Below are 17,769 nucleotides of genomic sequence, written 5' to 3'. Positions count from 1 at the left end.
AAAAACGGTTCTCTGTTAGACTTCAGAGAAACTCTCTCTACATTATGGCATTTGCAATGAAAGTAATCTCACAAGTTGAAGCGCAGCGTAAGATTCTGGAAGAAGCAGTTTCGACAGCGCTGGAGTTAGCCTCAGGCAAATCGGATGGGGCGGAGGTCGCCGTCAGCAAGACCACCGGCATTAGCGTCAGCACCCGTTATGGTGAAGTAGAGAATGTCGAATTTAATAGCGACGGCGCGCTGGGCATTACGGTGTATCACCAGAACCGCAAAGGCAGCGCCTCTTCGACGGATTTAAGTCCGCAGGCGATTGCCCGTACCGTGCAGGCCGCGCTGGATATCGCGCGTTACACGTCGCCGGACCCGTGCGCAGGCGTGGCGGACAAAGAACTGCTGGCGTTTGACGCGCCGGATCTGGACTTGTTCCACCCGGCAGAGGTTACGCCAGACGAAGCCATTGAACTGGCCGCGCGTGCGGAGCAGGCTTCTCTAAAGGCGGATAAACGCATCACCAATACCGAAGGCGGTAGTTTTAACAGCCATTACGGCATTAAAGTGTTCGGCAACAGCCACGGCATGTTGCAGGGATATTGCTCCACGCGCCATTCGCTCTCAAGCTGCGTTATCGCTGAAGAGAACGGTGATATGGAGCGTGATTACGCTTACACCATCGGTCGGGCAATGGCGGATCTGCAAGCGCCGGAATGGGTCGGGGCCGAGTGCGCGCGCCGCACCTTATCCCGCCTGTCGCCGCGCAAGCTCTCCACCATGAAAGCGCCGGTCATTTTCGCCAATGAAGTGGCGACAGGGCTATTTGGTCATCTGGTCGGGGCGATTGCCGGCGGCGCGGTATACCGTAAATCCACTTTTCTGCTCGACTCGCTGGGCAAACAAATTCTGCCAGAATGGTTAACCATCGAAGAACACCCGCATCTGCGAAAAGGGCTGGCGTCTTCACCGTTCGACAGCGAAGGCGTGCGTACAGAGCGCCGGGACATTGTGAAGGATGGCGTACTGACGCAATGGTTGCTGACCAACTATTCCGCCCGCAAACTGGGGCTGAAAAGTACCGGTCATGCCGGCGGCATTCATAACTGGCGTATCGCCGGGCAGGGGCTGAACTTTGAGCAATTGCTAAAAGAGATGGGCACCGGCCTGGTAGTGACGGAACTGATGGGCCAGGGCGTCAGCGGTATTACCGGCGACTACTCCCGCGGCGCTGCGGGATTCTGGGTTGAAAATGGTGAAATCCAGTACCCGGTAAGTGAAATTACCATTGCCGGTAATTTAAAAGAGATGTGGCGTAATATTGTCACCGTAGGTGATGATATTGAAACGCGCAGTAATATACAGTGTGGTTCGGTATTGTTACCGGAGATGAAAATCGCCGGACAATAATACCCGTCATACTTCAGGCTGCAGGCGCGTTGGCTGCCTGCAACTCGAATTATTCAGGGTATTACATTTATCGTTAATAATAAAAAAGGAAGTGAGCAATGCGTAAAAGCCTGTTAGCTATTCTTGCTGTGTCATCGCTGGTATTCGGTTCGGCTGTTTTTGCTGCCGATCTTGAAGATAATATGGATATTCTCAATGATAACCTGAAAGTTGTTGAGAAAACGGATAGTGCCCCTGAGCTGAAAGCGGCATTAACCAAAATGCGCGCGGCCGCGCTGGATGCTCAAAAAGCTATGCCGCCAAAGCTGGAAGATAAAGCGCCGGATAGCCCGGAAATGAAGGATTTTCGTCACGGTTTTGACATTCTGGTCGGCCAAATTGATGGCGCGCTGAAGCTGGCGAACGAAGGTAACGTTAAAGAAGCGAAAGCGGCGGCGGAAGCGCTAAAAACCACCCGCAATACGTATCATAAGAAGTATCGTTAATTTTTGTGGGATGGCGGCTTCGCTTTATCCGTAGGTCGCCATCCGGCAAACTGTAATACCCATCACACTTTCTCACTTTAGACGACAACGTTATTGTTTCGCCATTTCCTCTTTATGCTGCGATAGATCTCACACTTTCCCGGCGATAATTCATTAATGCCGCCTTTTCTGTGGCGCAGATCACCTATCCCACTCGCGTTTCCACTTCGAGGTGGAAAATAACTCGCTACAAACTTTTAACCCTTACCGCTAGTTTTATCTCATTGCCATTAACGGGGTGAGACGCGTGGATAACGGAGCAGTAAAACACGATGCCGGTGAGCGAATTAACGAACTGGCTGAACAGGTGTTAACGCAGGTGGATGGCCTGCTGGGGCGGCATCACATTGTCCCCAATGCGGTACAGACGCAAATGCTGACCTCGCACGTTCGCGCGATGGCGCACCGGTCAATTACCGGCGAGCCTTTACCGGAAGTCGATGCCAGCTTGTTTGATGAAATCTCAGCCGAATCAATGGCGCTCGCCCGCGAAATCGTGGCGGCGTTTGGCAACCTTCCTGACGAAGAAGCCTGGCTATTATCGGTACATTTTGAAGTCGCGAAAGACAACCTCTAAGGAGCAAAAAATGGAACAGATTACCGTCGTGATTGGCGATCGCCTGGGTAAAGGCCAGAAAGTGGCGGCAGGCGTGGAAAAAGCGGGCGGTCGCGCGGTCGTCGTACCGGGCGTCGCGGCAGACATGAAGCTGGGCGATGTGATGAAAGCGGAAAACGCCACCTTCGGCATTTCATTTTGCGGCAGCGGCGGCGCGGGCGCTATCACCGCGCAAAACAAGCATGGCTACAAAGCCAAATATGGAATGCGGTCAGTGGATGAAGGCGTCACCGCTATCAATGAAGGCTGCAACGTGTTGGGTTTCGGCTTTATGGATAAAGAAGAGCTCGGCGAGCGCCTGGTGCAGGCGTGGCAAAAGAAATACGGCGCCTGATGATGAAAGAGCAATTCACCACCACGGTGAGAGTAAAAGGCAAGGGCGACGCCAAAGCACGCGCCTTTGCCGATGCGCTGAACCATGTTCAGTCGGCGGTGATGAGAGAGTCGCCGTATATCTTACTGCGTATTGAGCCACAGGATGTGCGGATTGTTCAGGCGCATGAGTCGGTGCGTAAAGAGGCCTTTCTGTTTTTCTTTTTGCGCCGGGAACGACGCACTTACAGCGTGGAGCTGGATGTGACCGTCAACGTGACCGCCATCAATCTCGACAGGGTGGATTTCGTCGCGAAACGCTGATTTTTATTAAAAAGGCATAGTTATGTTCCTGATAATACTAATTAAATCGCTCATTATCGGCGCGCTGGTCGGCGTAGGGGTGGGCGCTGGGGCTGCACGCATGTTTCACGCGCCAACCACGCAGGGGATGGGCGCGTTCCGTACGTTGGGCGAACTCAACTCTTGTGAAGGCGACCCGGCATCTCACTTCTCCTTTGGGCTGGGTTTCTTCTTTAACGCCTGGGCGTCGTCTGTGGCGGCCGGATCGTTCACCCAGGATGTCGATCACCGCATCATCCCTAACTGGGGCGCGGCGGCGCTAATGATCAAAAACCGTAACGTCGGCGAGACGCTGCACGACCCGAAAAAAATGGCGATCGCCTGCGCCGTCATCGGCATGATTGTCGTAACGTTCCTTAACCTGACCGCCTCATCCGTGCCAGAAGCGCTACAGGTGACGGCGGTTAAGGTGCTGGTACCGGCGGCAAACCTGCTGGTCAATATCGTCATGCCTGTGATCTTCTGGTTAGCGGCGATCGACGCTGGTAAAAAATCGGGCTTCTGGGCCACCGTTTTCGGCGGCGCGGCGCAGCTCATCATGGGGAACGCCGTACCGGGGCTGGTACTGGGTATTTTGATCGGTAAAGGCGTAGAAGAGAGCGGCTGGAACCATGTCACCAAAGTGATGATGGTCGCCATCGTTTTGCTGTTTGTGTTGAGCGGCTTCTTCCGCGGCTTCGACATGAAAATGATCGAGTCTTTCAACATGACGGTACCGAACTGGCTTGAACTGATCCACAACTCGCTCAGCGGCAAATAACGGAGGCCACAATGGAAGAGAATAAAGGTTTTTGGTATGCCGACTGGTCGTTCCCGATCTTTGTTGGCCTGCTCTCCTCCGGCGTTTTCGCCGGGACGCATATGTACTATCTGTACGGTATCGGCGCATTTAACGAAGTCGCTTTTGTGGCGATGTTGAAAGCGGGGATGGATACCGGCGTCTACGGCGCGGTCGCCGCTTTCGGCGCCAGCTTTTTATTTGCCCGCATTATCGAAGGTTCGCTGGTCGGAATTCTGGATATCGGCGGGGCAATTCAGACCGGCGTGGGCTTAGGGGTTCCGGCGTTACTGCTGGGAGCCGGCTTTGTCTTCCCGGTGGCGAACTTTATCGCTTCGCTGATAACCGGTCTGGTGATTGGCCTGGCGATTGGCTACATCATTATTCTGGCGCGTAAGTTCACCATCAATCAGAGCGACTCCACGTACGGGGCGGACGTCATGATGGGGGCCGGTAACACTTCAGGCCGTTTTCTGGGGCCGTTGATTATCCTCAGCGCCATGACGGCATCGATTCCCATTGGTCTGGGCTCTCTGGTGGGCGCGCTGCTGTTTTATATCTGGCAGAAGCCGATTACCGGCGGCGCGATTTTAGGCGCGATGATCCTCGGTTCCATCTTCCCGGTTGCGATTAGCTAACTGTTGATTTGTAGGCCGGATAAGGCGGTTGCGCCGCCATCCGGCAAAGGAGAGAGCGATGTTTGATTTACTCCTGCGCCATGCGCGTCTGGTCGATGACACGCTGACTAATATTGCCCTGCAAGATGGCAAAATCGCGGCGTTGGGTGACGTTGATGGTCCGGCGGTGAAAACCATTGACCTGCGCGGCGAGTGTTACGTTAGTGCGGGTTGGATTGATTCTCACGTTCACTGCTACCCAAAATCGCCGATTTACCACGACGAACCGGACAGCGTGGGTATTGCCACTGGTGTTACCACAGTGGTGGATGCAGGCAGCACTGGCGCAGATGATATTGATGATTTTTACACCCTGACCCGTGATGCGGCCACCGACGTTTATGCGCTATTAAATATTTCACGCGTTGGGCTTATTGCCCAAAACGAGCTGGCTAACATGGCCAATATTGACGCCGATGCGGTCCGGCAGGCGGTAAAACGCCACCCGGATTTTATTGTCGGCCTCAAGGCGCGGATGAGCAGCAGCGTGGTAGGCGTTAACGGCATCACGCCGCTGGAACACGCTAAAGCCATGCAGCAAGAAAACGGCAACCTGCCGCTGATGGTGCATATTGGCAATAACCCGCCGGATCTGGACGAAATCGCGGAGCGTCTGACGGCGGGCGATATCATTACCCACTGTTACAACGGTAAGCCGAACCGTATTCTGACGCCGGAAGGCGAGCTGCGCGCCTCGGTGACACGAGCGCTGGCGCGCGGCGTGCGTCTGGACGTCGGACATGGTACCGCCAGCCTGAGCTTTGCGGTGGCGAAACGCGCTATTAGCCTGGGGATTTTACCGCATACCATCAGTTCCGATATCTACTGCCGTAACCGCATCAATGGCCCGGTGCATTCGCTGGCTAATGTGATGTCGAAATTCCTCGCCATCGGCATGTCGCTGCCGCAGGTCATTGCGTGCGTGACGGCCAATGCCGCCGATAGCCTGAATCTGAAAACCAAAGGTCGTCTTCAGCCTGGTCTGGATGCTGACCTGACCCTCTTTACGCTTAAACGCCAGCCCACCGTGTTGGTAGACGCGGAAAACGACAGCTTACAGGCTGAAGAATTGCTGACGCCGCTTGCCGCGATACGCGCAGGCAAGGGCTATATGACCGAACAAGGGAGCGCGGAACATGCCTTCGATTTTTGAGAAGTATCAATTAAAACAGGTGATTAACGCCTCCGGACGTATGACGGCGCTCGGCGTTTCTACGCCGCGCCCGGAAGTGGTAGACGCGGCGATGGCCGGAATGAATCAGTATTTCGAGATGAAAGATCTGGTGAATAAAACCGGCGAGTACATTGCGAAATTGCTGGAGGTGGAAGGGGCGACGGTAGTCTCCTGCGCCAGTGCGGGCCTTGCCCAGTCGGTTGCCGCGGTACTGGTTCAGGACAGCGACTGGCTGCTGGAAAACCTGCACGTTACACCGATTGAAAATAACGAAATCGTCCTGCCAAAGGGCCACAACGTCAACTTTGGCGCGCCGGTGGGAACGATGGTGGCGCTGGGCGGCGGCAAACTGGTGGAAGCCGGTTACGCCAACGAATGTTCCGCCGCGCAGTTGGCGGCGGCCATTACGCCGCGCACGGCGGCTATTCTCTATATCAAATCTCACCACTGCGTGCAGAAAAGTATGCTCAGCGTGGAGCAGGCTGCGGTGGTGGCGCGCACGCATAATCTCCCGCTGATTGTGGACGCGGCGGCGGAAGAAGATTTGCAGTGCTACTACCGCGTGGGCGCAGATCTCGTTATCTATAGCGGCGCGAAAGCGATTGAAGGGCCGACCAGCGGGCTGGTGATTGGCAAAACGCAGTATGTTGAGTGGGTAAAACGTCAGTCAGCGGGCATTGGCCGGGCGATGAAGGTCGGCAAAGAGGGAATTGTTGGCCTGACCTGCGCCATTGAATTGTACCTGCGGGCGCAAAAAGAGAGCGGCGCGGAGATGGTAGAAAAAATGGCGCCCTTTATCGACACGTTGAACACGTTTAACGGCGTCAGCGCCCGTGCGGTGTGGGACAGCGCCGGACGCGACATCGCGCGCACGGAAATTAAGTTTGATGAAGCCGTTACCGGCATCGCCACAGGCGACCTGGTCGACGCGCTGAAGCAAGGGGAATACGCGATTTACTTTCGCGAATACAAAGCCAACGAAGGGATTATTGAAGCGGATGTCCGCAGCGTCGATCGCGCGCAGTTAGCGATTGTGGCGCGTCGTATTGGCGAGGTGATTAATCAGGAGAAAAAAGCATGAAACTGACCCCTAACTTTTACCGCGATCGCGTTTGCCTGAACGTACTGGCCGGTTCGAAAGATAACGCCCGCGAAATCTACGCGGCGGCGGAAGGTCATGTGCTGGTTGGCGTGCTCTCCAAAAACTATCCGGATGTGGCAAGCGCAGTCGCGGATATGCGTGAATATGCGGCGCTTATCGACAATGCGCTCTCCGTCGGACTGGGGGCAGGCGATCCTAACCAGTCGGCGATGGTGAGCGAAATCTCGCGTCAGGTACAGCCGCAGCATGTCAACCAGGTGTTTACCGGCGTAGGGGCCAGCCGGGCGCTGCTGGGGCAAAATGAGACGGTGGTGAACGGTCTTGTCTCGCCGACCGGCACGCCGGGACTGGTGAAAATTTCCACCGGCCCGCTAAGCAGCCGCGCGCCGGACGGCATCGTATCCATAGAAACGGCGATTGCGCTACTCAAAGACATGGGCGGCAGCTCCGTTAAATACTTTCCGATGGGAGGGCTCACCTGTCGCGACGAGTATAAAGCGGTAGCTGAGGCCTGCGCCCGCCATGATTTCTGGCTGGAACCGACGGGCGGTATCGATCTGGAAAACTTCGCCGAGATTCTGCACATCGCCCTTGATGCAGGTGTAAGCAAAATCATTCCTCACATTTATAGTTCGATTATTGATAAGGTGAGTGGCAACACCCGTGCGGACGATGTGCGTCAGTTACTCGCTATCGTCCGGTCGCGTGTCGGCTAATCATGAGGAGAGAGACGTGCGATTCCCCAACCAACGTTTAGCGCAGCTATTTGCGATGCTGCAAAACGAGACGCTGCCGCAGGACGAGCTGGCGCAGCGGTTGTCGGTCTCCACGCGTACCGTTCGGGCGGATATCGCCGCGCTGAACATGTTGCTGACGCCGCATGGCGCGCAATTTACTCTCAGCCGCGGCAACGGGTATCAGCTCAAAATTGATGATCCGGCACGTTATCAATCCCTGCAAACGCAGCAATCTCCCGCCCTGGCGCGCGGTCCGCGCACCAGCCAGGAGCGGATACACTATTTGCTGGCGCGTTTTTTAACCTCCGCCTTCTCGCTGAAGCTGGAGGATTTAGCAGATGAATGGTTTGTCAGCCGTGCGACGTTGCAGAACGATATGGCGGACGTGCGCGAGCATTTGCAGCGTTATCATCTGACGCTGGAAACGCGTCCGCGTCATGGCATGAAATTGTTTGGCGGAGAGATGGCGATTCGCGCCTGTCTGACCGACCTTTTATGGACGCTGGCGCAGCAGGAGCCCTCCCATCCGTTAATTGTTAGTACCACGCTGAACACCGAGGTGTCTCAACGGCTGCAGTCTCTTTTGCCGGATATTTTCTCTCATTGTCAAATCCGCCTGACCGATGAGGGCGAGCTGTTTCTGCGTTTGTACTGCGCGGTGGCGGTACGGCGTATTCGCGAGGGGTATCCGTTATCGGAATGCGTGGCAGAGGAGGTCGATGAAAAAGTGCGCCATGCGGCGCATGAGATTGCGGAGCTACTACAACAGCTGGCCGACAAGCCGCTGTCGGAGCCGGAAGTAAGCTGGCTGAAGGTGCATATTGCCGCCCGCCAGGTACAGGAGATTGCCCCCAGCGCCATTAATGCCGATGATGAAGAGGCGCTGGTGCGCTATATCCTCGATTTTATTAATACCCAGTACAACTATAACCTGTTGAATGATAAACAGCTTCACGCGGACTTGCTGACCCACATCAAAACGATGATCACCCGCGTGCGCTACCAGATCATGATCCCCAACCCACTACTGGAAAATATTAAGCAGCACTATCCGATGGCATGGGATATGACGTTGGCGGCGATATCGAGTTGGGGAAAATACACGCCGTATACCATTAGCGAAAACGAAATCGGTTTTCTGGTGCTGCATATTGGCGTTGGGCTGGAACGTAGTTACAACATTGGCTACCAGCGGCAGCCGCAGGTACTGCTGGTGTGCGATGCTGGTAATGCGATGGTGCGGATGATTGAAGCGGTACTGGCGCGGAAATACCCGCAGATTGAGATTGCCCGCACTCTGACGCTACGCGACTATGAGGCGCGGGACAGTATTGTGGAGGATTTTGTGATTTCCACAGCGCGGATCGGCGAAAAAGATAAGCCGGTCATCATGATCGCGCCCTTTCCTACCGACTATCAATTGGAGCAGATCGGTAAGCTGGTGCTGGTGGACAGAACCCGTCCGTGGATGCTGGATAAATATTTCGATGCCTCGCATTTTCGCATTGTGGAAGGGGAAATAGATCAACAGACGCTGTTTAAAACGCTGTGCGATCAGTTGCACGAGGAAGGCTTTGTTGATGCGGCGTTTCTCGATTCGGTTATTGAACGTGAAGCTATCGTCAGTACGTTATTAGGCGACGGGATTGCCTTGCCACACGCGCTGGGGCTGCTGGCGAAGAAAACGGTGGTTTATACGGTGCTCGCGCCGCAGGGGATTGCCTGGGGTGACGAAACGGCGCACGTTATTTTTTTACTCGCCATCAGCAAAAGTGAATATGAAGAGGCGATGGCCATCTACGATATTTTCGTCACTTTCCTGCGCGAACGCGCCATGACGCGCCTCTGCGCATGTCAGAATTTTACGCAATTTAAAACGGTCGCGATGGAGTGCGTAAGTCGTTTTTGAGAGGCGTTATCCAGAATTCGATGTAATGCGAATGTAATGCTAAACTGCATTACACATTCGATTTTACTGGAGGCATAATGGCCACGCTGAACGTCCGTCTGGATGACAAACTCAAAAATGAGGCTTATGCCGTGCTGGAAAAACTGAACATTACTCCAACGGAAGCCGTGCGATTACTGTTCCAGTACGTCGCGGAAACGGGGCGCATGCCAGTGAAAACCGTCACTCTTAGCGACAGTGAAGATGCATTGATTCAGACAGTTCGGGAGAGGCTGTCTAGTCCGCAAAAGGGAATCAAGGTTAGTCTGGATGACTTATGAACTGGAATTCGACCCGAGGGCCTTAAAAGAGTGGCATAAGCTGGGCGATACGGTGAAGGCTCAGCTTAAGAAAAAGTTGGCTGATGTGCTATTGAACCCCAGAATCGACTCTGCCCGTTTAAACGGTCTTCCTGACTGCTATAAAATTAAGCTTAAATCGTCCGGTTATCGCCTGGTGTACCAGGTTCGGGATGAAGTTGTGATTGTGTTTGTTGTTGCGGTCGGCAAGCGAGAACATTCAGCCGTCTATCACGATGCAAACAAACGGCTTTAGCGATCAACGCAAATGATGCACTACCTGGTTGCTGCTACCGCGCCAGATAAGCGCCGGGTCTTTCAGATCCTGCACAAATTTGCCATCGACCAGCACGTTGATGAGATCGACTACCTGCATTTGCGCGGCGTTGAGTTCATCGAGCTTGTAGCCGGTCCACACCCAGATATCTTTCCCCGGGCACTCTGAGCGGATGCGTTGTACCAGTGCCAGGATATCCGGTACGTTTTGCGGATGCAGCGGATCGCCGCCCGACAGCGAGATCCCCTGACGGTGAATGCGCGTGTCGTTCAGATCGGCAATGATCTTATCTTCCATCTCTTTGGTAAACGGCTGGCCGGAATTGAGCCGCCAGGTGCTTTTGTTGTAGCAGCCAGGGCATTCATGCACGCACCCTGACACAAACAGGGTGCAGCGGGTACCGGGGCCGTTCACGATGTCTACGGGGTAGTATTGGTGGTAGCGCATAGCGGGTGTCCAGAAAGCATGTAGGCCGGATAAGGTGCTTGCACCGCATCCGGCAACATTGTGATGCCTGATGACGACGCGATTGCGTCTTATCAGGCCTACGGTCTTTGCAAACGGAGGATTAACCTATCTGCCCGTTGCCTAAATGCTTCACGCGGCGCTTCACTTCTTCCTGCTTGCCGGCGTTAAACGGACGCGCGTCCGGGCTGCCTAAATAACCGCACACGCGACGGGTAACCGAGACGCGCGCGGCATCGTGGTTGCCGCATTTCGGGCAGGTGAAACCTTTACTGGTACATTCGAACTCGCCGGTAAAGCCGCACTCGTAGCATTCATCGATCGGCGTGTTGGTGCCGTAATACGGTACATGCTGATAGCTGTAATCCCAGACATCTTCCAGCGCTTTCAGGTTGTGCTGAATGTTCGGGTATTCGCCGTAGCAAATGAAACCCCCGTTCGCCAGCGGCGGATACGGCGCTTCGAAATCGATTTTGTCGTACGGGTTAACCTTCTTCTCCACGTCGAGGTGGAAGCTGTTGGTGTAGTAACCTTTATCGGTTACGCCCGGCACCACGCCGAACTCGGCGGTATCCAGACGGCAGAAGCGGTCACAGAGGTTTTCACTTGGCGTGCTGTACAGGCTAAAGCCGTAGCCGGTCTCGTCTTTCCACTGATCCACGGCCTGGCGCAGACGCTCCACAATTGCAATGCCTTTAGCGCGAAGCTGCTCGCTGTCGTACAGGTGTTCGCCGCCGAACAGCGCGTTAATGGTTTCATGGATACCAATGTAGCCCAGAGAGATGGACGCACGACCATTTTTAAAGATTTCAGACACGTCGTCGTCCGCTTTCAGCCGCACGCCGCAGGCGCCTTCCATATACAGGATAGGCGCGACGCGGGCTTTCACGCCTTCAAGGCGGGCGATACGGGTCATCAGCGCCTTCCGCGCCAGCGCCAGACGTTCATCCAGCAGTTTCCAGAATGCGGTTTCGTCGCCTTTTGCTTCCAGCGCGATGCGCGGCAGGTTAAGGCTAATCACGCCCAGGTTGTTACGCCCGTCGTGGATCTGCTCGCCGTTTTCGTTCTCCCACACGCCGAGGAAGCTGCGGCAGCCCATTGGCGTTTTGAACGAACCGGTGACTTTGACCACCTGATCGTAGTTGAGGATGTCCGGATACATGCGCTTGCTCGCGCACTCCAGCGCCAGTTGTTTAATGTCGTAGTTCGGATCGCCAAACTTGTGGTTCAAACCATCGCGGATAGCGAAGACCAGTTTCGGGAACACGGCGGTTTTGCGATTTTTACCCAGACCGGCGATACGGTTACGCAAAATAGACGCCTGAATCAGACGCGACTCCCAACTGGTGCCGAGGCCAAAACCAAAGGTCACGAAAGGCGTCTGGCCGTTAGCGGTGTGCAGCGTGTTAACTTCGTACTCCAGCGACTGGAAGGCGTCGTAGCACTCTTTTTCGGTGCGAGAACGCGCATACCCTTCGGCATCCGGGATCTGCCACTCATCGGCGGTTTTGCGGTGCTTGTTATAGCTTTCGGTGACAAACGGCGCCAGCACTTCGTCGATACGGTTAATGGTGGTGCCGCCATAAATATGGCTGGCGACCTGCGCGATAATCTGCGCGGTAACGGCAGTGGCGGTAGAGATAGATTTTGGCGGTTCGATCTCGGCGTTACCCATCTTAAAGCCCTGGGTCAACATGCCTTTCAGGTCGATCAGCATACAGTTGAACATCGGGAAGAACGGCGAATAGTCGAGATCGTGATAGTGGATATCGCCGCGCTCATGCGCTTGTACTACGTCACGCGGCAACAGGTGCTGGCGGGCATAGTGTTTGGCGACAATCCCGGCCAGCAAATCGCGCTGGGTGGGAATGACTTTACTGTCTTTGTTGGCGTTTTCATTGAGCAACGCGGAGTTAGTTTGCTCTACCAGGCCGCGAATTTCCTGGTTCAGACGACCACGCTTTTCACGCTGAATGTCGCGATCGTGACGGTATTCGATGTAGGCGCGGGCAAGCTGTTTGTACGGGCCGGACATCAGTTGGTTTTCAACCGCAGTTTGGATCTCGTTAATATCCACCTGACTGCGTGCGTTCATTTGGCTGCTAACGACTTCTGCGACGGTGGCACAGTAATCTGCGTCATCGACTCCCGCTGCTTTAGCTGCACGTAGAATGGCTTCCTTAATGCGCTCTGATTTGAATGGCACTTTACAGCCATCTCGTTTCATCACATGCGGTGTCATGATCACTCCATATTTGTAAGAACAGGTTATCCACAGAGGCCGGGGAAGCCATAACAGGTTTATTCATCTCTTTTCCAACGACTTCCCGCAATCCTGACCCAGGTTATCCACAATTCACCTTGTGTCGAGTGAACAGGTGTTGTAGCAATTGTAGTCAATTAATACAACATATTGGGTCGGCGTGCATTTTAAAGTCTATATGTAGTGATTTGCATCAAGGATGTTTGCAATTTTATTGATGTAGAACAAGGTAAAAATCAGAGCGTACAGATGGCGGGCGCTGTAGCGTTTGTAAAAGATAGCAAGAAAAATCTGATTAATTATTCAACAAAAACAGTCAGTAACCTGGAGCAACGCCACAGCCCGTGTCAATAGGTTTGTGGCGTTTATCCGTATAAGGACGTCGCGTTAGCGTTGTAACCACCAGATGGCTTCAAATGGGCGGAGCGTCATCGCCGCTGGCTGGCTGGCGACCTCGCCATAATTATGCAGTAGCGCCTGCCACTGTCCTTTGATATGCGGCGGATGCCACTCCTGGCACTGGTCGCTCAGATTGGCGACAACCAGCAGGGCTTGCCCCTGCCACTGGCGGCGATAACACCATACTGATGGGCTATCCGGGAGGAGATCCTGATAATCGCCCCAGATCAGTACAGGCTGGGTTTTACGTAGCGCAATCAGCTTTTGATAGGTGTAAAACACCGAGTTTTCATCGCGTAATGCTGCCGCGACGTTAACCTCCGTATAGTTATCGCACAGGCTTATCCACGGCTCGCCCTGGGTGAAACCGGCGTTTTTACCGTTGTCCCACTGCATCGGCGTGCGGCTGTTGTCGCGGGATTTACTGGCCAGAATAGCCAGCAGTTCGTCGGGGTCGCGCCCGGCGGCGCGTAGCGCGGCAAACATATTATGACTTTCCACGTCGCGATAATCGGTGATGCGGGTAAAGTGTGGGTTGGTCATGCCGATTTCTTCGCCCTGATAGATATAAGGCGTCCCTTGCATACCGTGCAGCGCCATCGCCAGCATTTTCGCGGCTGGAACCCGGTATTCACCCTCGTCGCCAAAGCGGGAAACGATGCGCGGCTGATCGTGATTACACCAGAATAACGCGTTCCAGGCGACGTTATGCATCCCCTGTTGCCAGTGGCGGAACAGCGCTTTCAGCGCCACATAATCAGGTTTTGCCAGCGTCCACTTTTCGCCATTGGGGTAATCCACCTTCAGATGATGAAAATTGAAGGTCATTGAGAGTTCGTCGCCGCTAAGCGCGGCATATTGCTGGCAGTTTTCCAGCGTGGTAGAGGACATTTCGCCTACCGTCATCAGATTACGCGGCGTAAAAACGTCACGGTTCATTTCGCGTAAAAACGTATGCGCGCGAGGTCCGTCGGTATAAAAGCGGCGTCCGTCGCCCGTCGGATCGTCAGGAAAATCCTGATCTTTGGCGATCAGGTTCACCACGTCCAGACGCAGGCCATCCACGCCGCGATCGGCCCAGAATTCGCAGACCTTTTTCAGCTCGGCGCGCACGGCGGGGTTTTCCCAGTTCAGGTCGGCCTGTTCAGGCGCGAAAAGGTGTAAATAATATTGTTCGCTCTGGCTATGCCAGCGCCAGGCGCTGCCGCCAAATTTGGATTGCCAGTTATTCGGGCAGACATCCGGCGTGCCATCGCGCCAGATATAAAACTGACGGTATGGGCTCTCTTTGTTTAGCGCTTCGCGAAACCAGGCGTGCTGGGTAGAAGTATGGTTAAACACCATATCCAGGATGATGCGAATACCGCGTGCTTTCGCCTGCGCGACCAGCTCGTCAAAATCATCCAGCGTGCCGTAGGTCGGGTCGATAGCCGTATAATTTGCGACGTCATAACCGTTATCCACCTGTGGCGAGATATAAAACGGCGTGAGCCAGATGGCATCTACGCCGAGTCGCTGTAGATAGTCAAGGTGCTGCGTGACGCCGCGTAAATCGCCGGTGCCGCTGCCGGTCGTGTCCTGAAAACTTTTCGGGTAGATCTGATAGATAACGCCGTTTTGCCACCAGAGGGGAATAGTCATTGTTGTTTCCTGCAAGTGCGTTGGGACGCAACTGCGCCCCGAAGAAGAATTAGACAATTTGTAATGTGCCCTGACGATGCTTACGCTGATAGATAAAGGTGGTCAGAATCACCGGGATAACGATCGCGATAACCATCGCCATGCCGTACACCTGCCAGTAGCGCGGCGGTATAGACAGGATGCCCGGCAGGCCGCCCACGCCGATACCGTTGGCGATGACGCCGTTCAGACCGCAGAGCAGTCCCGCCAGACCAGATCCGATCATCGCGCACAGCATCGGAAAACGATACTTCAGGTTGATACCGTACATCGCCGGTTCGGTTACCCCAAGGTAAGCGGAAATGGCGGCAGGAACGGAGATCTCGCGTTCATTGTGTTTACGGCTGGAGATGATGATGCCCACCACGGCGGAGGCCTGCGCGATATTCGACAGCGCAATCAGCGGCCAGACTGGCGTACCGCCCATGCTCTGGATCATCTGCATATCGATAGCGAGCGTTGTCTGGTGGACGCCGGTAATGACCAACGGGGCATACAGGAAGCCGAACAGCGCCGCGCCTATCGGGGCGAAACTGCCGGTCATCAGATAACGTACCGCAAAGGCCACGCCGTCGCCGATCATACGACCAAAGGGGCCGATAAAGGTGTGGGCGAGAAAGACGGCCAGTATCAACGAACACACCGGGACGACGACCAGGTAGAGATAATCCGGCACGATGCGTTTCAACCGCGTTTCAATAAACCCAAGCGCCAGCCCTGCCAGTAACGCCGGGATAACCTGCGCCTGGTAGCCCACTTTCTCAATGCTAAATAAGCCGAAGTTCCAGACGTCCGGCGTTTGCTGGCCCAGCAGATACGCATTCATCAACTGCGGCGACACCAGCGTCACGCCGAGCACGATACCAAGAATCGGCGTGCCGCCCATTTTTTTCACCGCCGACCAGCAGATCCCCACCGGCAGATAGAAAAAGATCGCTTCGCCGATCAACCATAAAAAATCATAAAGCGTTTTTAGCGCTGGATGCATCTGCGCCAGCGTTTGGCCGTTGCTCATCGGCACATCGCCGATCACGTTACGAAAGCCTAAGATCAAACCGCCGCTGATCAACGCCGGTAGTAGCGGAAAGAAGATCTCCGCAAAGTGGGAAATTAACTGCTCATGCCACTTCATGTTCTGGCGAGCGGCTTTTTTGGCCTGCTCTTTATCGGCATACGCTTTGCCGGTGGTCTCCAGCAGCGCGTTATAGTAATCGCCGACTTCGGTGCCGATCACCACCTGAAACTGCCCGGCGTTGGTGAAACAGCCTTTAACCATCGGTAATTGTTCGATCTCTTTTGGCCTGGCGTTCGCGGGCTGGTGGAGCACAAAGCGCAGGCGAGTAATGCAGTGGCTCACCGTGGCGATGTTGTCGCGCCCGCCGACCAGGTCAACCAGCCGGTCGATATCGGCTTGTTTTACTTTGCTCATCGTAAAGCCTCATGGCAGAGGAGGTATGTTATGGGTTGGCGCAAGAGTATCTCTTCAACGTTGGTTTAAAAATGGGAACGTTCCCGAAACGCAGCGACGATCACAAATTACTCGTGGTATTCCGTTTAATCAGTCACTCAGGCGAGGGTAGAAGGAATGACGATCCGGCGCGGATCGCAGCGGCCATTGATCTGTTCGATCAGCTGCGAAGCCGCCTGTCGTCCGGCTTCAGCATAGCCAGGATCGACAGTGACGATCTCCGGGTGCAGGAATTTTATCAGCGGCGTGTTCCCGACGCTTGCCAGTTGCAGCGTCTCAATACGTTGCTCCTGTAAATACTTACTGGCGCCCAACGCCAGCGTATCGGTGGCGCAGACTAACGCGGTGGTATCCGGCATGATGACGCTTGCCGTATGCTCATAACCCTGCTTCATGGCAAGACCGGGCAGGGCGGCGACGGGATGAAGTTTATGTTTTTTGCAAAACGCCAGGTATGCGTCATGCCGACGTTTGCCGGTGGTAATATCGCTATGGGGAACGCCCAGAAAGCTAATGTTGCGGTGTCCCTGCTCATACAGCCGCTGCATAAGGATATGAATCGCGCCCTCGTCGTCGTAACAGACGGAGGCAAAACCTTGCGCATCTCTTGCCAGCAGCACCAGCGAGGCTTTCCAGGGGGCGATCAGCTCTTCTGTGATGCCGGTAAAGCCAAACAGCACCACGCCATCAATGTTACGTCGTCTGAGCATGCCCAGATGTTCCATTACCAGCGTCGGCGAGAACTGACTTTCCATCATAATAGGGTCGTAGCCCTGTTCGTAAAACGCAGGCAGCATGGTCTGAACCGCGAGGTTTTCAGACAACGAATCAAGGCGAGTGACGATAATAGCGACCACTTTATCGCTTTGTCCCCGCATCGCACGGGCGGAGCGGGACGGGGAGAAACCGTGTTGATTCATCACCGCTTCGACACGCTCGCGGGTACGTTCGCTTACGCCGCTTTCATTGTTAAGCACGCGGGAAACGGTTGATTTCCCTACGCCGCTCAGGCGGGCGATGTCTTTGATAGTGAGCCGGTTTTGCATCCTGTTTTCCCGTGGCGTGACGCTGATGGTGATAAAAAGAGTAACTTTACTCAAGCGAAGGGCAATGGGCAAAGTCTGGTTTATCGTTGGTTTAATTACGTAACGGTATGATACCGCCATAATTGCCACAAAACTTATGGATTTATGCGTATAATCCGCGGCGCAAATTATTTACTTACCGGAGGCGACATGGACCCTGAACCCACCCCTCTCCCGCGATGGAGAATTTTCCTTTTCCGGTAAG

Annotated in this window: 19 protein-coding genes; 14 read left to right on the top strand and 5 right to left on the bottom strand. The window is 54.6% G+C overall.

The window, feature by feature from the left end:
* Positions 1-44 precede the first annotated feature (44 nt).
* The 13 genes from pmbA (at position 45) to ACLJR2_RS15115 (ending at position 10,183) form a co-directional block, all read left to right on the top strand.
* A complete protein-coding gene (gene pmbA, locus ACLJR2_RS15175) occupies positions 45-1,397 on the top strand; it encodes a metalloprotease PmbA (protein ID WP_000852995.1) in 1,353 nt (450 codons plus the stop codon).
* A 98-nt stretch (positions 1,398-1,495) separates the two neighbouring features.
* On the top strand, positions 1,496-1,882 hold the full coding sequence (gene cybC, locus ACLJR2_RS15170; RefSeq protein WP_001232230.1) for a cytochrome b562: 387 nt from the start codon (positions 1,496-1,498) through the stop codon (positions 1,880-1,882).
* Positions 1,883-2,159: 277 nt separating this feature from the next.
* Positions 2,160-2,498, top strand: coding sequence for a glycine dehydrogenase (locus ACLJR2_RS15165; protein WP_001255103.1), 339 nt, complete (start codon positions 2,160-2,162; stop codon positions 2,496-2,498).
* Between the two features lie 10 nt (positions 2,499-2,508).
* Complete coding sequence (locus ACLJR2_RS15160; RefSeq protein ID WP_000435389.1) at positions 2,509-2,871, top strand: SFCGS family glycine-rich protein; 363 nt, start codon at positions 2,509-2,511, stop codon at positions 2,869-2,871.
* Entirely contained in the window at positions 2,871-3,173 is a 303-nt protein-coding gene (locus tag ACLJR2_RS15155) for a DUF4312 family protein (RefSeq protein WP_000975187.1), read from the top strand. The genes ACLJR2_RS15160 and ACLJR2_RS15155 overlap by 1 nt, the downstream gene beginning before the upstream one ends.
* Before the next feature lie 22 nt (positions 3,174-3,195).
* The gene (locus ACLJR2_RS15150) at positions 3,196-3,972 is read left to right on the top strand and encodes a DUF4311 domain-containing protein (protein WP_000478578.1); all 777 of its coding nucleotides are present in this window, start codon (positions 3,196-3,198) and stop codon (positions 3,970-3,972) included.
* 11 nt (positions 3,973-3,983) lie between these two features.
* On the top strand, positions 3,984-4,628 hold the full coding sequence (locus ACLJR2_RS15145; protein ID WP_000392128.1) for a DUF4310 family protein: 645 nt from the start codon (positions 3,984-3,986) through the stop codon (positions 4,626-4,628).
* Positions 4,629-4,686: 58 nt separating this feature from the next.
* On the top strand, positions 4,687-5,820 hold the full coding sequence (locus ACLJR2_RS15140) for an amidohydrolase/deacetylase family metallohydrolase (protein WP_000459951.1): 1,134 nt from the start codon (positions 4,687-4,689) through the stop codon (positions 5,818-5,820).
* A complete protein-coding gene (locus tag ACLJR2_RS15135) occupies positions 5,804-6,922 on the top strand; it encodes a DgaE family pyridoxal phosphate-dependent ammonia lyase (protein WP_001139192.1) in 1,119 nt (372 codons plus the stop codon). The genes ACLJR2_RS15140 and ACLJR2_RS15135 overlap by 17 nt, the downstream gene beginning before the upstream one ends.
* Entirely contained in the window at positions 6,919-7,659 is a 741-nt protein-coding gene (gene dagF / locus ACLJR2_RS15130) for a 2-dehydro-3-deoxy-phosphogluconate aldolase (protein WP_000779255.1), read from the top strand. Before ACLJR2_RS15135 ends, dagF begins: the two co-directional genes overlap by 4 nt.
* Positions 7,660-7,675: 16 nt before the next feature.
* Positions 7,676-9,589: a BglG family transcription antiterminator gene (locus ACLJR2_RS15125; RefSeq protein ID WP_001212140.1), complete on the top strand. Its 1,914-nt coding sequence runs from the start codon at positions 7,676-7,678 to the stop codon at positions 9,587-9,589.
* A 77-nt stretch (positions 9,590-9,666) separates the two neighbouring features.
* Complete coding sequence (locus ACLJR2_RS15120; RefSeq protein WP_000212724.1) at positions 9,667-9,909, top strand: type II toxin-antitoxin system RelB/DinJ family antitoxin; 243 nt, start codon at positions 9,667-9,669, stop codon at positions 9,907-9,909.
* Positions 9,899-10,183 (top strand): type II toxin-antitoxin system RelE family toxin, encoded by a 285-nt coding sequence (locus ACLJR2_RS15115; RefSeq protein WP_000220581.1) that lies wholly within the window; start codon positions 9,899-9,901, stop codon positions 10,181-10,183. The genes ACLJR2_RS15120 and ACLJR2_RS15115 overlap by 11 nt, the downstream gene beginning before the upstream one ends.
* Positions 10,184-10,186: 3 nt before the next feature.
* Here the strand turns inward: ACLJR2_RS15115 and nrdG are convergent, their stop codons facing one another.
* The 5 genes from nrdG to treR all read right to left on the bottom strand — a co-directional run bounded on the left by nrdG (position 10,187) and on the right by treR (position 17,525).
* Positions 10,187-10,651 carry an anaerobic ribonucleoside-triphosphate reductase-activating protein gene (nrdG, locus tag ACLJR2_RS15110; RefSeq protein ID WP_001268862.1) on the bottom strand — a complete coding sequence of 155 codons (465 nt, stop codon included), beginning with the start codon at positions 10,649-10,651 and terminating at the stop codon, positions 10,187-10,189.
* Between the two features lie 121 nt (positions 10,652-10,772).
* Entirely contained in the window at positions 10,773-12,911 is a 2,139-nt protein-coding gene (nrdD, locus tag ACLJR2_RS15105; RefSeq protein WP_000187818.1) for an anaerobic ribonucleoside-triphosphate reductase, read from the bottom strand.
* Between the two features lie 408 nt (positions 12,912-13,319).
* Positions 13,320-14,972 (bottom strand): alpha,alpha-phosphotrehalase, encoded by a 1,653-nt coding sequence (gene treC / locus ACLJR2_RS15100; protein WP_000155038.1) that lies wholly within the window; start codon positions 14,970-14,972, stop codon positions 13,320-13,322.
* Between the two features lie 49 nt (positions 14,973-15,021).
* Positions 15,022-16,440, bottom strand: coding sequence for a PTS trehalose transporter subunit IIBC (gene treB, locus ACLJR2_RS15095; protein ID WP_000048846.1), 1,419 nt, complete (start codon positions 16,438-16,440; stop codon positions 15,022-15,024).
* Between the two features lie 137 nt (positions 16,441-16,577).
* On the bottom strand, positions 16,578-17,525 hold the full coding sequence (gene treR / locus ACLJR2_RS15090; RefSeq protein WP_001181297.1) for a trehalose operon repressor TreR: 948 nt from the start codon (positions 17,523-17,525) through the stop codon (positions 16,578-16,580).
* A 144-nt stretch (positions 17,526-17,669) separates the two neighbouring features.
* Here treR and mgtL point away from each other — a divergent pair, with 144 nt between their 5' ends.
* A complete protein-coding gene (mgtL, locus tag ACLJR2_RS15085; RefSeq protein ID WP_105789234.1) occupies positions 17,670-17,768 on the top strand; it encodes a mgtA regulatory leader peptide MgtL in 99 nt (32 codons plus the stop codon).
* Position 17,769 lies beyond the last annotated feature (1 nt).

Origin of the sequence: Salmonella sp. SAL03688 (assembly GCF_046551895.1) — a bacterium.
Taxonomy (GTDB): Bacteria; Pseudomonadota; Gammaproteobacteria; order Enterobacterales; family Enterobacteriaceae; genus Salmonella; species Salmonella enterica.
The sequence above is the reverse complement of the archived record's forward strand: the minus strand, read 5'-3'. Positions and strand labels throughout refer to the sequence as shown.

Excerpts from the sequence above, each read along its gene's own strand:
- ACLJR2_RS15115 (WP_000220581.1), top strand. The coding sequence starts at position 9,899 with ATGACTTATGAACTGGAATTCGACCCGAGGGCCTTAAAAGAGTGGCAT.
- ACLJR2_RS15140 (WP_000459951.1), top strand. The coding sequence starts at position 4,687 with ATGTTTGATTTACTCCTGCGCCATGCGCGTCTGGTCGATGACACGCTG.
- pmbA (WP_000852995.1), top strand. The coding sequence starts at position 45 with ATGGCATTTGCAATGAAAGTAATCTCACAAGTTGAAGCGCAGCGTAAG.
- mgtL (WP_105789234.1), top strand. The coding sequence starts at position 17,670 with ATGCGTATAATCCGCGGCGCAAATTATTTACTTACCGGAGGCGACATG.
- dagF (WP_000779255.1), top strand. The coding sequence starts at position 6,919 with ATGAAACTGACCCCTAACTTTTACCGCGATCGCGTTTGCCTGAACGTA.
- nrdD (WP_000187818.1), bottom strand. The coding sequence starts at position 12,911 with ATGACACCGCATGTGATGAAACGAGATGGCTGTAAAGTGCCATTCAAA.
- ACLJR2_RS15155 (WP_000975187.1), top strand. The coding sequence starts at position 2,871 with ATGATGAAAGAGCAATTCACCACCACGGTGAGAGTAAAAGGCAAGGGC.
- ACLJR2_RS15120 (WP_000212724.1), top strand. The coding sequence starts at position 9,667 with ATGGCCACGCTGAACGTCCGTCTGGATGACAAACTCAAAAATGAGGCT.
- cybC (WP_001232230.1), top strand. The coding sequence starts at position 1,496 with ATGCGTAAAAGCCTGTTAGCTATTCTTGCTGTGTCATCGCTGGTATTC.
- treB (WP_000048846.1), bottom strand. The coding sequence starts at position 16,440 with ATGAGCAAAGTAAAACAAGCCGATATCGACCGGCTGGTTGACCTGGTC.
- ACLJR2_RS15160 (WP_000435389.1), top strand. The coding sequence starts at position 2,509 with ATGGAACAGATTACCGTCGTGATTGGCGATCGCCTGGGTAAAGGCCAG.
- treR (WP_001181297.1), bottom strand. The coding sequence starts at position 17,525 with ATGCAAAACCGGCTCACTATCAAAGACATCGCCCGCCTGAGCGGCGTA.
- ACLJR2_RS15145 (WP_000392128.1), top strand. The coding sequence starts at position 3,984 with ATGGAAGAGAATAAAGGTTTTTGGTATGCCGACTGGTCGTTCCCGATC.
- treC (WP_000155038.1), bottom strand. The coding sequence starts at position 14,972 with ATGACTATTCCCCTCTGGTGGCAAAACGGCGTTATCTATCAGATCTAC.
- ACLJR2_RS15150 (WP_000478578.1), top strand. The coding sequence starts at position 3,196 with ATGTTCCTGATAATACTAATTAAATCGCTCATTATCGGCGCGCTGGTC.
- nrdG (WP_001268862.1), bottom strand. The coding sequence starts at position 10,651 with ATGCGCTACCACCAATACTACCCCGTAGACATCGTGAACGGCCCCGGT.
- ACLJR2_RS15135 (WP_001139192.1), top strand. The coding sequence starts at position 5,804 with ATGCCTTCGATTTTTGAGAAGTATCAATTAAAACAGGTGATTAACGCC.